The 15,591-nt window shown below is 67.1% G+C and carries 13 protein-coding genes; 5 read left to right on the top strand and 8 right to left on the bottom strand.

Annotated features, from left to right (window positions below; translation table 11 throughout):
- The first annotated feature begins 227 nt into the window (after positions 1-227).
- The gene (locus B4I46_RS19180) at positions 228-1,448 is read left to right on the top strand and encodes a zinc-dependent alcohol dehydrogenase (RefSeq protein WP_058540342.1); all 1,221 of its coding nucleotides are present in this window, start codon (positions 228-230) and stop codon (positions 1,446-1,448) included.
- 46 nt (positions 1,449-1,494) lie between these two features.
- Here the strand turns inward: B4I46_RS19180 and B4I46_RS19175 are convergent, their stop codons facing one another.
- The 8 genes from B4I46_RS19175 to B4I46_RS19140 all read right to left on the bottom strand — a co-directional run bounded on the left by B4I46_RS19175 (position 1,495) and on the right by B4I46_RS19140 (position 11,032).
- Positions 1,495-1,875 carry a hypothetical protein gene (locus B4I46_RS19175; protein ID WP_043864065.1) on the bottom strand — a complete coding sequence of 127 codons (381 nt, stop codon included), beginning with the start codon at positions 1,873-1,875 and terminating at the stop codon, positions 1,495-1,497.
- Between the two features lie 172 nt (positions 1,876-2,047).
- Positions 2,048-3,361, bottom strand: a complete 1,314-nt coding sequence (locus B4I46_RS19170) for an MFS transporter (RefSeq protein WP_058540343.1) — start codon at positions 3,359-3,361, stop codon at positions 2,048-2,050.
- Between the two features lie 86 nt (positions 3,362-3,447).
- Positions 3,448-4,665: a fumarylacetoacetate hydrolase family protein gene (locus B4I46_RS19165; RefSeq protein ID WP_123753253.1), complete on the bottom strand. Its 1,218-nt coding sequence runs from the start codon at positions 4,663-4,665 to the stop codon at positions 3,448-3,450.
- A 26-nt stretch (positions 4,666-4,691) separates the two neighbouring features.
- Positions 4,692-5,750 (bottom strand): Ldh family oxidoreductase, encoded by a 1,059-nt coding sequence (locus tag B4I46_RS19160; protein WP_043864102.1) that lies wholly within the window; start codon positions 5,748-5,750, stop codon positions 4,692-4,694.
- Positions 5,743-7,329 (bottom strand): aldehyde dehydrogenase (NADP(+)), encoded by a 1,587-nt coding sequence (locus tag B4I46_RS19155; RefSeq protein WP_253086911.1) that lies wholly within the window; start codon positions 7,327-7,329, stop codon positions 5,743-5,745. The genes B4I46_RS19160 and B4I46_RS19155 overlap by 8 nt, the downstream gene beginning before the upstream one ends.
- A gap of 36 nt (positions 7,330-7,365) precedes the next feature.
- Positions 7,366-8,916: a UxaA family hydrolase gene (locus B4I46_RS19150; protein WP_043864068.1), complete on the bottom strand. Its 1,551-nt coding sequence runs from the start codon at positions 8,914-8,916 to the stop codon at positions 7,366-7,368.
- Positions 8,917-9,074: 158 nt separating this feature from the next.
- Positions 9,075-10,046 carry a LysR family transcriptional regulator gene (locus B4I46_RS19145; protein ID WP_043864069.1) on the bottom strand — a complete coding sequence of 324 codons (972 nt, stop codon included), beginning with the start codon at positions 10,044-10,046 and terminating at the stop codon, positions 9,075-9,077.
- 38 nt (positions 10,047-10,084) lie between these two features.
- Positions 10,085-11,032 carry a LysR substrate-binding domain-containing protein gene (locus B4I46_RS19140; RefSeq protein WP_286901375.1) on the bottom strand — a complete coding sequence of 316 codons (948 nt, stop codon included), beginning with the start codon at positions 11,030-11,032 and terminating at the stop codon, positions 10,085-10,087.
- A gap of 101 nt (positions 11,033-11,133) precedes the next feature.
- On the opposite strand from B4I46_RS19140, the gene B4I46_RS19135 reads away from it, so the two are divergent.
- From B4I46_RS19135 to B4I46_RS19120, 4 genes are all read left to right on the top strand, one after another.
- Complete coding sequence (locus tag B4I46_RS19135) at positions 11,134-12,444, top strand: L-fuconate dehydratase (RefSeq protein WP_043864071.1); 1,311 nt, start codon at positions 11,134-11,136, stop codon at positions 12,442-12,444.
- A gap of 70 nt (positions 12,445-12,514) precedes the next feature.
- Positions 12,515-13,828 carry an MFS transporter gene (locus tag B4I46_RS19130; protein ID WP_286901373.1) on the top strand — a complete coding sequence of 438 codons (1,314 nt, stop codon included), beginning with the start codon at positions 12,515-12,517 and terminating at the stop codon, positions 13,826-13,828.
- Between the two features lie 199 nt (positions 13,829-14,027).
- The gene (mexE, locus tag B4I46_RS19125; RefSeq protein ID WP_043864073.1) at positions 14,028-15,260 is read left to right on the top strand and encodes a multidrug efflux RND transporter periplasmic adaptor subunit MexE; all 1,233 of its coding nucleotides are present in this window, start codon (positions 14,028-14,030) and stop codon (positions 15,258-15,260) included.
- Positions 15,261-15,272: 12 nt separating this feature from the next.
- Positions 15,273-15,591 (top strand): efflux RND transporter permease subunit (locus tag B4I46_RS19120; protein ID WP_286901372.1); only part of this gene is annotated, 319 nt, incomplete at its 3' end.

Genomic DNA, 15,591 nt, shown 5'->3' with positions numbered 1-15,591 from the left:
CTGGCCGACAAGGTGACCCGCACCGGCAAGGCGCTGTACGCCGACGCCACCCAGGCCGTGCACAACGCCGACGCCAGCGCGCCGGCAGCTGCCGCGCAGGCCCCCCGCGAGGGGCCTGCCGACCGGTCCGACGGCCTGGGCTTCAGGCCCTGAGTGTCGCCCCGGCGCCCTGTGCGCCGGGGCACGCCCCTCTGTGTTGCACCTACCTACGCGAAGCTGGAGAGACCATGAGAGCACTCACTTACCACGGCGCCCACGACGTCAGGGTCGATACCGTAATCGACCCCATTCTGGAAGAACCCGACGACCTGATCCTGCGGGTGACCGCCACCGCCATCTGCGGCTCGGACCTACACCTGTACCGCGGCAAGATCCCGGCGGTCGAAGACGGCGACATCTTCGGTCACGAGTTCATGGGCGTGGTCGAGGAAGTCGGCACCGGGGTGACCGCGGTGCAGCCGGGCGATCGCGTGGTGATCCCGTTCGTGATTGCCTGCGGCAGCTGTTTCTTCTGCCAGCAGGACCTGTTCGCCGCGTGCGAGACCACCAATACCGGGCGCGGCGCGATCCTCAACAAGAAGCTCATCCCCTCTGGCGCAGCGCTGTTCGGCTACAGCCACCTGTACGGTGGCGTACCCGGCGGCCAGGCCGAGTACGTGCGCGTACCCAAGGCCAACACCGGGCCGTTCCGCGTGCCCGGCACGCTGAGCGACGAGAAGGTGCTGTTTCTGTCCGACATCCTGCCCACGGCCTTCCAGGCGGTGAAGAACACCGAGATCGGCCAGGGTTCGAGCCTCGCCATCTACGGCGCGGGGCCGGTCGGGCTGCTGTGCGCGGCGGTGGCGCGGATGCTCGGCGCCGAACGCATCTTCATGGTCGACCACCACCCCTACCGGCTGGCCTATGCGCAGCAGGCGTATGGCGTGATACCGATCAATTTCGACGATGACGACGACCCGGCCGATACCATCATCCGCCAGACCCCGGGCATGCGCGGGGTGGATGGTGTGGTCGATGCGGTGGGCTTCGAGGCCAAGGGCAGCACCACCGAAACCGTGCTGGCCGCGCTCAAGCTCGAGGGCAGCAGCGGCAAGGCCTTGCGCCAGTGCATCGCGGCAGCCCGGCGCGGCGGTGTGGTCAGTGTGCCGGGGGTGTATTCGGGGTTCATCCACGGCTTCCTGTTCGGCGATGCGTTCGACAAGGGCCTGACCTTTCGCATGGGCCAGACCCACGTGCAGCGCTACCTGCCCGAACTGCTGGGCTACATCGAAACCGGCGCGCTCACGCCGGAAACCATCATCACCCACCGCCTGTCGCTGGAACAGGCGGCCGAGGGCTACAGGATCTTCGACAAGAAGGAGCAGGAGTGCCGCAAGGTCATCCTCACGCCTGGCGACAGCAGCATCGAGTTGCCGATGGCCATCGTCGACGACGGCGTGGTGGCCTGAGCCCGTGACGCTGGCCGGCGGCCTCGCCGGTCAGCGTCGGGCGGGTTCAGTGGTGGGCGTGCAGCGCTTCGATCAGCTGCGCCTTGGTCATGCTCGAGCGCCCCTTGATGTCCTTGCTGCGCGCCTCCTTGAGCAGGCTTTGCTTGGTCTGGCTGGCCAACGAGGTGGTGGAGGTGCGCGCGTGGCCGGCGCGGGTGCTGGCGGCGCGTTTGGCCGAATCGGAGGCAGCGGCGTGCTTTTCGCCGGCCGGGGTGCTGCGACCTGAGCCGCCCTTTTTCTCGCCCCCGCCAGACTGCTTGTTCACCGTGGCCCAGGCACGCGCCTCGGCCTCGGCTTTGGGCGTGCCTTTTTGCTCGTAGCTTTCTTCGATGTGCTGCGCCTTGCGTTTCTGCTCGGCGGTGTACTTGGCTTTGCTTCCCTGGGGCATGGTGCTCACCCTCGATCCGGTTGAATGCGGGCCCGTGTCACGGGCCATTCAGGGGGTTTGAGGGCGCGCGTGCGCCAGGGTGCGATTGGGTGGATGAATGGCAGAGGAGCGAAGACCACCGGCCTCTTCGCTGGCACGCCAGTGAACGAGCGCGAAGCGCTCGCCACCTGTCCTACTGGGTAGCCCCGGCCATCTGCCCCGCCGGCTCATCCGCCCCGCCGATCGGCGCCTTGAGCAACAGGAAGTACGCCAGCGCCGAGCACAGCGCCACCACCGCACTGATCATGAACGCGGTATTGAACGAACCCGAATACTGGATGCTGAACCCGGTCACGATCGGCGCCACGGACCCTGCAATGTAGCCGCCAAAGTTCTGGATCGAACCAAACGAGGCCACCCGCGGGCTGTCGACGATGGTGTTGACGATCATCCACGCAGTGGCACTGGCCATGTTGATGCTGAACAGCGCCAGGCACAGCAGTATCACGCACCCGGTCAACCCGCTCACATATGACAGCGGCAAGGTGAACAGCGCCGCCAGCACCAGCCCGGTGATCACGCTGAACTTGCGGCTGGCCAGCACGCTCATGCCACGCCGTACCAGCAGGTCGCAGAACCGACCCGCCACGATGGTGCCCACCGCGCCGAAACCATAGGCCAGCGATACCACCCACGCGGTGTCATACAGGTTCAGCCCATGCTCGCGCTCGAAGTAGCCCGGCAGCCAGGTCAGGTGCAGCCACAGCATGTAGATCACGCCCATGAAGCCCAGCACCGCGCCCCAGGTGCTGCGGTGCTTGAACAGGTCGAGCCAGCCGGCAAAGTACGACGCCTTGGGCGCCTGCACCGCGTCAGCCCGCGGCGCCGGCTGTTCGCTTGGCAGCGCCTGGCCCTGCGCCGCCAGTTCGGCCAGGTACCTGGCCTTGCTCTTGTAGAACGACAACCAGCACAGCGCCAGCACGATGCCGATCACGCCGGTGATGATGAACATCCCGCGCCAGCCGAAGTTGACCATGAACAGCGTCAGCAACGGTGGCGCCAGACACGGCCCCAGGCAGGTCGACGACCACACGATGCCGGTCGGCGTGCCCCGCTCGTTGGCGTCGAACCATTCCGACAGCGCCTTGGCCGCCGAGGGGAACATCGGCGCCTCGCCGATCCCCAGCAGCACCCGCAGGCCCATGAAGCCGCCAAAGCTGTTGACCAGCCCGCACAGCGACTGCGCCACCGACCAGGCCAGCAACGAGGCGCCCAGGGCGATCTTGCTGCCCAGTCGGTCGATGATCAGGCCCAGTGGCAACTGCGCAAAGGCATAGGCCACGGAGAAGGCCGACAGCAGGATGCCCATCTGCGAAGGGCTGATGAGCATGTCGCGCTGGATCGAGGTGTTGGCAATCGACAGCGCGCTGCGGTCCAGGTAGTTGACGATGCCGATCAACAGCAGAAACACGACGGTGATGCGTTGGTACTTCTTCAGTGCGTTCATCTGATGGCCTTTATTATTGTTGTTGCAGCGTCAAACGCCGAGGCGATCCTTCATCCACACGTCATCCCTGGAATACGCACGCCCGCTCAGGGCTGGCGTGCAGTCACTGCCACCTCCAGCAAGCCACGACGGCTCAGGCTTTCGATCAGCGCACGCAGGCCGAATGCCCATTGTGGTGCCTGGTCGCTGGTGGTCACGCGGTTGCACAGGCTGCCCAGCAGCGGGTTGCTGATGGTGACCACATCGCCCAGCTTGTGGGTGAAACCGCTGCCGGGCTGGTCACGGTCCTGCTTGGGCGCGAACAGGGTACCCAGAAACAGCACCAGGCCGTCGGGGTACTGGTGGTTCTCGTTGAGGGTCTGCTGCACCAGGTCGACCGGGTCGCGGCTGATCTGGCGCATCGAGCTGCGCCCCTGCAGCACGAAGCCATCCCGGCCTTCGACGCGCAGGTCGACTTCGGCGGCGCGCACGTCCTCCAGGCTGAAGGTCTCGTCGAACAGGCGCAGCAGCGGGCCGAGGGCGGTCGAGGCGTTGTTGTCCTTGGCCTTGGACAGCAGCAGCGCGCTGCGCCCTTCGAAGTCGCGCAGGTTCACGTCGTTGCCCAGCATGGCGCCGTGGATGGTGCCGTTGCTCGACACCGCCAGCACCACCTCGGGCTCGGGGTTGTTCCAGCTGGACTTGGGGTGCAGGCCGATATCGGCGCCGTGGCCGACCGCCGACAACGGCTGGGCCTTGGTGAACACTTCGGCGTCCGGGCCGATGCCCACTTCCAGGTACTGCGACCACATGCCCTGCTCCACCAGCAGCACGCGCAGTTCTTCGGCCTGGGCCGAGCCGGGCACGATACGCGACAGGTCGGCGCCGATGCGGCTGACCAGGGTGTCGCGAATCGCGTCGGCCTTGGCCGGGTCGCCCTTGGCCTGCTCTTCGACCACACGCTCCAGCAGGCTGGCGGCGAAGGTCACGCCGGCGGCCTTGACCGCCTGCAGGTCGATGGGGGCCAGCAACCATGGCAGGCGCGCATCGCGCTGCTGCGGGTCGCTGTTGGCCAGCAGCGCGGGCAGCTCGATCAACGCCTCGCCCAGCGGCAGTGCGCGCAGGTAGGCGGCCGGGTCGGGTTGTTCGAGCAGGGCCGAGACGGTGGCCACATGCGCACTGATGTCATGCACCGCGCCGGCCCTGACCAGCACCACGGCCGGGCCCTGCTCGGGCAGCCACACCCGCCCTACCCAGCTGCCGGTGGCGAACACGGCGAGATCGTTGCTCAGTGCGAGAGGCGCGTGCGCCTGGTTCTGGTTGGTCATGTGTGCACTCTTGTTGTGGTGGTCGGTCATTGCGAAAGCGGCGCAAGTTGCAACTGCGCAGCGGTCTGGTTCAGCGCATCAAGCACCGCCGGCGACAGGCCCAGGCCCTCGCGCAACGCCTGCTCGCGCAGTTTCAGCCCGGCCTGGCCCGGCAGGCGCACCGGGCGCTGCGGGTCGAGCGGACGGCTGGCCAGCACCAACTGGCCAAGGAAGCTGCTCTCGGCGGTAAAGGCCTCAAGCCCGCCGAAGAAGCGCGGGTCGATTACCACTGCGGTGGCCGAGGCGCCCCACTGCTGCGGCGCGTCCTTGCGCCCGTGCCCGGCCAGGCCCGAGGTCAGCGCCTCGACCAGCAGGGCCAGGGCAAAGCCCTTGTGCCCGAAGGCCTGCCCGCCCAATGGCAGCAGGCTGCCCTGGGGCGTGGTGAAGAAGTCGCGCGGGTCGTTGCTCGGCGTGCCGTCGTTACTCATCAGCACGGCGTGAGGCAAGGTGGTGCCGGCATCGCGGCACTGGCCCACCAGGCCCAGGGTGACGCTGGACATGCTCACATCCAGCAGGATCGGCTCGCCCTGGGTCGGAATACCCGCGGCAATCGGGTTGGGGGTGTAGATCGGGTCGATGCCGCCCTGGGCGCACACCAGCCCCACCGACGGGTCGGAGGAATACAGCAGGGCCACCAGGCCACGGTCGGTGTAGGGCTTGAGGTAGGCCGCCAGGCAGCCGATGTGCGAGGCACGGCGCACCACCGAGATGCCGATACCCTGCGCCTGGGCACCCTGCGCGGCGCATGCCAGGGCACGCTCCACGCAGTACGGGCCCAGCACGTAGTGGCCGTCGAACAGCGTGGCGATGCCGCTGCCCTGCAGGTGTTCGAGGTCGGCGGCACGTGCCTTGACCTCACCGCGCTGTACGCCATCGACATAGCGGCTGACCAGGTTCAGGCCGTGGGTGCGGTGCCCCAGCAGCTCGCCCTCGAGCAGCACGCGGGTCACCACCCGGGCCACCTCGGCGTCGGCCCCGGCACCCTCGAACAACTGTTCGACGAACCGGGTCAGCGTGGCCGTGTCGTAGCGCCGGGCTTCAGACATCGCTCAGGCCCTGGCGGCTGTACTGGCCATCGACCAGGCGCTGGATACCCAGCGGGTTGGCGTCCTTCAGGGCGTCCGGCAGCAACGCGTCGGGCACGTTCTGGTAGCACACCGGGCGCAGGAAGCGGTCGATGGCCAGGGTGCCGACCGAGGTGCCGCGGGCATCGGAGGTGGCCGGGTACGGGCCGCCGTGCACCATCGCGTCACACACCTCCACACCGGTGGGGTAGCCGTTGACCAGCACGCGGCCGACCTTGTCTTCGAGCACGCCGAACAGCTGGGCGAAGGCCGGCAGGTCGTCACCGTCGGCCAGCAGCGTGGCGGTGAGCTGGCCCCGCAGGGCGCTGACGGCGCGCAGCAGCTCGGCGTCGTCGGCCACCTGGATCACGATGGTGCAGGGGCCGAACACCTCTTCCTGCAGCAGTTCGTCGTGTTCCAGCAGCAGGCTGACATCGGCGCCGAACAGCTGCGCCTGGGCCTGGTTGCCGGCTTGTGCCTGGCCGCTCAGGTGCTGGATGCCGGGGTGCGCCAGCAGTGCCTGCAGGCCCTTGCCATAGCTGGCCAGGGTGCCGGCGTTGAGCATGGTCTGCGGCGCCTGTTCGGCCAGGTGGCCGCCCAGTTGCTCGATGAAGGTGGTGAAGGCCGGCGAGCGGATGCCCAGCACCAGGCCCGGGTTGGTACAGAACTGGCCACAGCCCTGCACCACCGAGGCGGCCAGTTCCCTGGCCATCTGCGCACCACGGCTGGCCAGTGCCTGCGGCAGCGCCAGTACCGGGTTGATGCTCGACATCTCGGCAAATACCGGGATCGGCTGCGGCCGCGCCGCCGCCATGTCGCACAGGGCACGGCCGCCCTTGAGCGAACCGGTGAAGCCCACGGCCTGGATGCCGGGGTGCTTGACCAGCGCCTCGCCCACACCGCCACCGAAGATCATGTTGAACACGCCGGCCGGCATGCCGGTTTTGTCGGCCGCACGCAGCAGCGCCTCAGCCACGCGCTCGGCAGTGGCCATGTGGCCACTGTGGGCCTTGAACACCACCGGGCAACCGGCCGCCAGCGCTGCGGCGGTGTCGCCGCCAGCGGTGGAGAATGCCAGCGGGAAGTTGCTGGCGCCGAACACCGCCACCGGGCCCACGCCGATGCGGTACTGGCGCAGGTCCGGACGTGGCAGCGGCGTGCGCTCGGGCAGCGCCTGGTCGATGCGCGCACCGTAGAAGTCGCCACGGCGCAGCACCTTGGCGAACAGGCGCATCTGGCCGCTGGTGCGACCGCGCTCCCCCTGGATGCGTGCGCTTGGCAGCGCGGTTTCGCGGCAGGTCAGCGCCACGAAGTCCTCGCCCAGGGCGTCGAGTTCATCGGCAATGGCGTCGAGAAATTCGGCCCGGCGCACGGCCGGCAGGCTGCGAAACAACGGGAAGGCCGCGCTGGCACCGGCAACGGCGCTGTCGACTTCGTCCAGGGTGGCCTGGTGGAAACCGCCCGGCAGGCGTTCGCCGGTGTGGGCGTCGACGCTGTAGACCAGGGTGTCGCCCAGGGCGCTGCGCTGGCCTGCGATGAAGTTGTGTCCGGAAAAGCTCATGTGCATTTCGCCTCTGTAAGGGTGCGGAAAGGTCAATCAGGTCACGGCGCCGATCTGCCACGGCACGAACTCGTTCTGCCCGTAGCCGTGTTGCTCGCTCTTGCTGCGCTGGCCCGATGCGATGCGCAGCATCTGTTCGAAGATGTAGGCGCCGCGTTCTTCAATGCTGGTGGAACCGTCGGCAATGCCGCCGCAGTTCACGTCCATGTCTTCTTCCTGGTGCTCGAACACCCGGTTGTTGGTGGCCAGCTTGATCGACGGCGCCGGGGCGCAGCCGTAGGCCGAACCGCGACCGGTGGTGAAGGCGATCAGGTTGGCGCCGCCGGCGACCTGGCCGGTGGCCGACACCGGGTCGTAGCCGGGGGTGTCCATGAACACCAGCCCCTTGGCGCGCACGGCCTCGGCGTACTGGTACACGTCCACCAGGTTGCTGGAGCCGGCCTTGGCCACGGCGCCCAGGGATTTTTCGAGAATGGTGGTGAGGCCGCCGGCCTTGTTGCCGGCCGAGGGGTTGTTGTTGAGCTCGGCGTTCATGCGCTGGCAGTAGTCTTCCCACCAGTGGATGCGCGCGATCAGCTTCTCGCCCACTTCGCGGCTGACCGCACGGCGCGTCAGCAGGTGCTCGGCACCGTAGATTTCCGGGGTTTCGGACAGGATCGCGGTGCCGCCCGCAGCCACCAGGCGGTCTACCGCATTGCCCAGCGCGGGGTTGGCGGTGATGCCCGAATAGCCGTCGGAACCGCCGCATTGCAGGCCCACGATCAGGTGCCGGGCGCTGACCGGCTCGCGGCGCACCTGGTTGGCGTCGGCCAGCAGCGCCTTGACCTGCTCGATACCGGCGGCGATGGTCTTGGAGGTGCCGCCAATGCCCTGGATGGTGAACGCGCGCAACTGGGCGCCGGCGGTCAGCCCCTGGGTCTGCATCAGGCTTTCGATCTGGTTGGTCTCGCAGCCCAGGCCGATGATCAGCACGGCGGCGAAGTTGGGGTGCACGGCATAGCCGCCCAGGGTGCGGCGCAGCAGGCCCAGGGCTTCGCCGCTGGGGTCGACCGCGCAACCGGCACCGTGGGTCAGGGCCACCACGCCATCGACGTTGGGGTAGTCGGCCAGCGCCTCGGGGTGGATATCGCGGCGAAAATGGTCGGCCACGGCACGGGCAACGGTCGCCGAGCAGTTCACCGAGGTCAGGATGCCCACGTAGTTGCGGGTGGCCACCCGCCCGTCGGCACGCACGATGCCTTCGAAGAAGGCTTCCCTGGCCGGCACGCTGTGGGCGTCTTCGCCAAAGGCGTAGTCACGGGCGAAGTCGCCCATCTCCACGTTGTGCACATGCACGTGTTCGCCGGCCTCGATGGGCTGCGAGGCAAAACCGATGATCTGGCCATAGCGGCGCAGCGCCTCGCCCTGCTCCACGCGCTGGCTGGCCACCTTGTGCCCCGAAGGGATCGACTGGCGCACGGTGACCGCCTCGGCGTCCAGGTGCAGGCCCTCGGGCAGCACCTGGCGGGCAATCAGCACGTTGTCCAGCGGGTTGAGGCGGATGACCGCAGGGTCTTCGCTGCTGCGGGTTCTGGCAATCAGGTGCATGGGACCTCTCAGGGCGCTACGGCAAGCTTCTTGTTATGGCATCACGCCCGTCTTGTGCGGGCGAATCTGCACCAACTGTAAGGAGCCGGCCGGCGTATTCCCAATGAGATGATCCGATCAAGCGATAACCCTGGGTTATCGAAGTGCGAATTCTCGTTTCATTTATAGATCGTTTTATGACCCTCGGCTTGACGGCGCTGGCGGGCGAAGTCCAGCAGGATATCGGCGAACACCTGCGCCGAGCCGGTCAGCGGCTGGTCCTTGCGGGTGATGATGCCGTACTCCAGCGGTGCCAGGTGCAGCGGGGTCTGCAGCTCGCGAAACTGACCGCTGGCCAGCTGCGCCGCCACCATCGAGCGCGGCAGCATGGCGATCATCGGCCCCGACTGCAGCAGTTGCAGGAACATCGGCATCGAGATGGTATCCACGCTGTCGGCGGGGGTGGCGATGTTGGCAGCGCGAAACGCCCGCTCCAGGCGGTCGCGGATCGGCGTGCCGACCGGGTACAGCACCCACGGCCAGTCGCCCAGGGCCTCCAGCGGCGTGATCTCGAGCTGGTTGAGCGGGTGGCTGCTGTTGACCACCAGGCAGAAGGGCTCCGGCTCCAGTGCCTGGAAGTCGAACAACTGGGCGAAGCGCGGTTCGGTGAAGCGCCCGATCATCAGGTCGAGCTTGTTCTGTTCGAGCATCGCCAGCAGGTAGTCGCTGGACTGCTCCACCACTTCTATCGACAGCAGCGGGCTGCGCGCCTTGATCGCGGCAATGGCCTGGGGCAGCACCACCGAGGTGGCGGCGAAGATGCCGCCCACCTTGATGAAGCCGTGCCCGCCCTTGCGCAGGCGATTGACCTGGTCGACGAAGGTGTGCGAGTCGGCCAGCGCGTTCTGCGCATAGCGCACCACGTACTCGCCCAGCTCGGTGGGCGGCATGCTGCGCGGCAGGCGTTCGAACAGGGCAAAGCCGAACTGCTCCTCGAGGTCGCGCAGCATCTTGCTCAGGGCCGGCTGGCTGAGGTTCATGCGCGAGGCGGTGGCGTGCATGTTGCGCGTGCGCGCCAGGGTGTCGATCAGCACCAGGTGCTTGAAGCGCACCCAGTTGCAGAAGCTGGAATGGGTAATGTCCGAGGGCATCGGCTCAGTGCCTCCTGAAGGTGGCGGCGCAGGTCATGTCATTGCGCCCGCAGGTAATGCAGCAGGGTGTTCAGCGCCACCGAGCGTGGGCGCGAACGCAGGGTCAGCAGGCCCAGGTTGACCATGCTGATGGGCAGCTCCACCGGCAGGATGGCGACCATGCCATAGCGCGCATAATGCTCGGCCACGTCGTTGGGCACCACCGCGATCATGTCGGAGGCTTCGAGCATGGCGGTGGTGGCCAGGATCGAGGCGGTCTCGACGATGTCCAGCGACTGCACCATGCCGCCGGCCTGCAGCGCGCTTTCCACGCGCCGGCGCATGGGGCTGCCGAGCGGGTGCAGGATCCAGGTGAGGCTCACCAGGTCGGCCAGTTGCAGCGCCGCAGCGCCGGCCAGCGGGTGCCCTGCCCTGGCGATCACGCGCATCTGCTCGCCGATGTCGAACAGCTCGATGTCCAGGTCCTGGCTGTCACCCTGGTCGGGCAGGCGCCCGAGCACCACGTCGAAGTCGCCGCGCAGCAGCGCCGGCAGCAAGGTGTCGCTGGTGCCCACCTCGATGCTGATGCGCACCTTGGGGTGGTCGCGCTTGTAGGCCAGCACCGCGCCGGTCAGCAGGCGCGGCACCGGGCCCATCACCGTGCCCACCCGCACCAGGCCCATGGCACCGCGGGCCAGTTCGGCGATCTGCGCCTGGGCGTGCTCGAACTCGTGCATCGCGCCCTGGGCATAGCGGATCATCACCTCGCCATACAGAGTGGGCTGCATGCCCCGGGGCAGGCGCTCGAACAGGCGTACGCCCAGGCGCTCCTCCAACTGCTGCAACAGCAGGCTCGCCGCCGGTTGGGTGGTGTGCATGGCCGCTGCGGCGCGGCGCAGGTTGCCGAACTCGCCCAGGGCGTTGAGCAAGGTGATCTGGCGGCTGGAAATTTTCAGCGCGCCGAGGCTGCGTGGCAGCAGCGGATCGGCTTCAGGGCTCGCAGACATATCGAATTCGGTATCCCTGGTTAGGAAACCGCGATTATGCACGTATCGCTCGGCAACCTACAGTCGGATCTCCAAGTGGTCACCGAGAACAAGAGCCCGCCATGAGCATTCGAATTACCCATCTGAGCGTTCGCGATATCCGTTTCCCTACCTCGCTGTCGCTCGACGGCTCCGACGCGATGAACAGCGCACCGGACTATTCGGCGTCCTACGTGGTGCTGCACACCGACAGCCCCCTGGAAGGCCACGGCCTGACCTTCACCATCGGCCGCGGCAACGAGATCTGCGTGGCCGCAATCCAGTCGCTGGCACCGATGGTGGTGGGCCTGACCCTGGAAGAGATCACCGCCGACATGGGCGCCTTCTGGCACAACTTCACCGTGGGCGACAGCCAGCTGCGCTGGCTGGGCCCGGAAAAAGGCGTGATCCACCTCGCCACCGCCGCCATCATCAATGCCGTGTGGGACCTGTGGGCCAAGCACGAAGAAAAACCGGTGTGGAAGCTGCTGGCCGACATGAGCCCCGAGCAACTGGTGCGCTGCCTGGACTTCAGCTACGTCACCGACGTGATCACCCCCGAGGAAGCCATCGCCCTGCTGCGCCGCAATGCGCCGGGCAAGGCCGAGCGCGAGGCGCAGATGCTGCGCGAAGGCTACCCGGGCTACACCACCGCACCGGGCTGGCTGGGCTACAGCGAAGAGAAGATGCGCCAGCTCACCCGCGAGGCCGTGGCCGATGGCTGGACCCACGTGAAGCAGAAGATCGGCGCCAACCTGGAAGACGACATTCGCCGCGCCGGTATCCTGCGTGACGAGCTGGGCTGGGAACGCACCCTGATGATGGACGCCAACCAGGTGTGGGGCGTGGACGAATCGATCGAGAACATGCGCCGCCTGGCCGCCTTCGCACCGCTGTGGATCGAGGAGCCGACCAGCCCCGACGACATCCTCGGCCATGCCACCATTCGCCAGCGCATCGCGCCGATCGGCGTGGCCACCGGCGAGCACTGCCACAACCGGGTGATGTTCAAGCAGATGTTCCAGGCCGGTGCGCTGGACTTCTGCCAGCTCGACGCGGCGCGCCTGGGCGGGCTGAACGAGGTGCTGATCGTGCTGCTGATGGCGGCCAAGTACGACGTGCCGGTGTGCCCGCATGGCGGGGGTGTGGGTTTGTGCGAATACGTGCAGAATATCGCGCTGTTCGACTACATCGGCGTTTCGGCCTCGCTGCACAACCGCGTGCTGGAATACGTCGACCACCTGCACGAGCACTTCATCGACCCGGTGGTGATCCGCCGCGGCCGCTACATGCCACCGCTGCGCCCCGGCTACAGCATCGAGATGCACGCCGACACCCTGGAGCGCTACCAGTACCCGAACGGCCCGGTGTGGCTGGACATCGCCCGCACCTGATCGACACCCAAGCCCGCCGCCGCGCCCTGCGCGTCGGCGGGCCGCACCATCAATACCGGGGTTAACAATAATGACAATCCTCAATACCGCGACAGCGGCGGCCGCGCCCGCCGTGCCTACCGAACAACGCCTGAACAGCCTGCTGCTGCGCAAACTGCTGCCGCTGCTGGTCATCGTCTACGTGATGAGCTTTCTGGACCGCACCAACATTGCCCTGGCCAAGGCCAGCATGGGCATCGACCTGGGGCTGTCGGCCGCTGCCTACGGCCTGGGCGCCGGGCTGTTCTTTCTGACCTACGCGCTGGCCGAGGTGCCGAGCAACCTGATCATGCACCGGGTGGGCGCACGTTTCTGGATCACCCGCATCATGATCACCTGGGGCCTGCTGTCGGCGGGCATGGCGTTCGTGCAGGGCGAGACCTCGTTCTACATCATGCGCCTGCTGCTGGGCGTGGCCGAGGCCGGGCTGTTCCCGGGGGTGATGCTGTACCTGACCTACTGGTTCGACCGCGAACAGCGGGCACGCGCCACCGGTTACTTTCTGCTGGGCGTGTGCCTGGCCAACATCCTCAGCGGGCCGCTGGGCGGTGCGTTGCTGCAGATGGACGGTTTGCTGGGCTGGCATGGCTGGCAGTGGCTGTTCGTGATCGAAGGCCTGCCGGCAGTGGCGCTGGCGTATGTGGTGTGGAAGAAACTGCCTGACGGGCCGGCCTCGGCCAAATGGCTGTCGGAGGCCGACAAGCGCGATATCGAGCAGCGCCTGAGCGCCGAAAAAGCCGCCGCGCCGCCACAGACCCGCCTGAGCCAGATGTTTCGCGACAAGCAGATCTGGCTGGCGATCGCGGTGTACTTCGTGCACCAGATCACCATCTACACGGTGATCTTCTTTCTGCCGGGCATCATCGGCACCTATGGCAACCTGTCGCCGTTCCAGATCGGCCTGCTGACCTCGGTACCGTGGATTGCCGCCGCCATTGGCGCCGCGACCTTCCCGCGCCTGGCCACCACCCCCACCCGCTGCCGGATGATCATGTTCTTCGGCTTGCTGACCATGGCGGCGGGGCTGGTGATTGCCTCGTTCTCCAACTCGTTCATCGGGCTGGTGGGCTTTTCGCTGACGGCGCTGATGCTGTTCGTGGTGCAATCGATCATCTTCGTGTTCCCGTCCAGCCGCCTGAGCGGCAGTGCACTGGCGGCGGGGCTGGCGTTCGTGACCATGTGCGGGCTGTTCGGCGGGTTCGTCGGGCCGTCGGTGATGGGGTTGATCGAGCAGACCACCGGCAGCACGCGCAACGGGCTGTGGGTGATCGCCGGCCTGCTGGTGCTGGCGGCGCTGATCAGCACGCGGTTGCGTCAGGGGCAGGAGGAGAAGGCTCAGGCCTGAGCCCATCTCGAATCGGCGCTGCCTGCATCGCGGGGCAAGCCCGCTCCCCCCAGGTTCGGCAGGGCCATATCNNGCGGGCTTGACCCGCGATGGTGTTCATATCATTCCGAATGATAGTTACCTTCGCCCCATTCGATTCGTTGTTAATAGTTACAAATCGCAGAATCCGCCCACTCTCAATACATTGGCGGATCTATCCATGGAACACTCACTCAAACCCTTGCGCTATCCCCTTGCTGCCCTGGCACTGGTGGTGATGAGTGCCTGTGGTCGTACCCCGGAGGCCCCGCAAGCGCCCGGTGCGCCGAAAGTCACGGTGGCCAAGGTGCTGGAGCAGCCCATCAACGAATGGGACGAGTTCACCGGCCGCCTCGAAGCCCCCGAAACCGTCGAAGTACGCCCGCGCGTTTCCGGCCAGATCGACCAGGTAGCCTTCACCGAAGGTGCCCAGGTCAAGAAAGGCGACCTGCTGTTCCAGATCGATCCGCGCCCGTTCCAGGCTCAGGTACGCCAACTTGAAGCCCAACTGCAACAAGCCCGCGCCACCGCCACCCGCAGCCAGACCGAAGCCCAGCGCGGCGAGCGCCTGCGCAGCAGCAATGCGATTTCCGCCGAACTCGCCGAGTCGCGCACCAGTGCCGCCGCCGAAGCCCGCGCCGGGGTGGCCGCGATCCAGGCGCAACTGGACCTGGCCAGGCTGAACCTGAGCTTCACCCGCGTGACCGCGCCCATCAGCGGCCGTGTCAGCCGCGCCGAGTTCACCGCCGGCAACATCGTCACCGCCGATGTCACCGCGCTCACCAGCGTGGTGTCCACCGACAAGGTCTACGCCTACTTCGACGCCGACGAGCGCGTGTACCTCAAGTACACCCAGCTGGCCCGCGACGGCCAGCGCGGCCAGAGCACCCCGGTGTACCTGGGCCTGTCCAACGAAACCGGCAACCCGCACCTGGGCCAGATGAACTTCGTCGACAACCAGGTCAACCCCAAGACCGGCACCATTCGCGGTCGCGCGGTGTTCGACAACAGCGACGGCCAGTTCACCCCCGGGCTGTACGCGCGCCTGAAACTGGTAGGCAGCGCCACCTATTCGGCCGTGCTGATCAACGACGAGGCCGTGGGCACCGACCTGGGCAAGAAGTTCGTGCTGGTGATGGACAAGGACAACAAGGCCGATTACCGCGCCGTGGAGCTGGGCCCCAAACTCGAAGGCCTGCGTATCGTGCGCAGCGGCCTGAGCAAGGAAGACCGCATCGTGGTCAAGGGCCTGCAGCGTGTACGCCCTGGCTCGCCGGTCAGCCCTGAAGAAACCCCGATGGCCAGCGACACCACCCTCGCCGCCCTCGCCCAGCAACGCCAGGCCCTGGAAGCCAGCACCCCGAGCAAGCCGGTCACGGTCAAGCTCGCCAGTGCCGCGGCACCACGCGGTTAAGGGACCAGACCGATGAATTTTTCCCAGTTCTTCATTACCCGGCCGATCTTCGCCGCCGTGCTGTCGCTGCTGATCCTGATCGCCGGCAGCATCTCGCTGTTCCAGCTGCCGATCAGCGAATACCCCGAGGTGGTACCGCCCACCGTGGTGGTGCGCGCCAACTTCCCCGGTGCCAACCCCAAGGTGATCGGCGAAACCGTGGCCGCGCCGCTCGAGCAGGCCATCACCGGTGTCGAGAACATGCTGTACATGTCCTCGCAGTCCACCGCCGACGGCAAGATCACCCTGACCATCACCTTCGCCCTGGGCACCGACCTGGACAACGCGCAGG

This window comes from Pseudomonas sp. UBA7500 (assembly GCF_002478435.1).
GTDB classification, from domain to species: domain Bacteria; phylum Pseudomonadota; class Gammaproteobacteria; order Pseudomonadales; family Pseudomonadaceae; genus Aquipseudomonas; species Aquipseudomonas palmensis.
The sequence above is the reverse complement of the archived record's forward strand: the minus strand, read 5'-3'. Positions and strand labels throughout refer to the sequence as shown.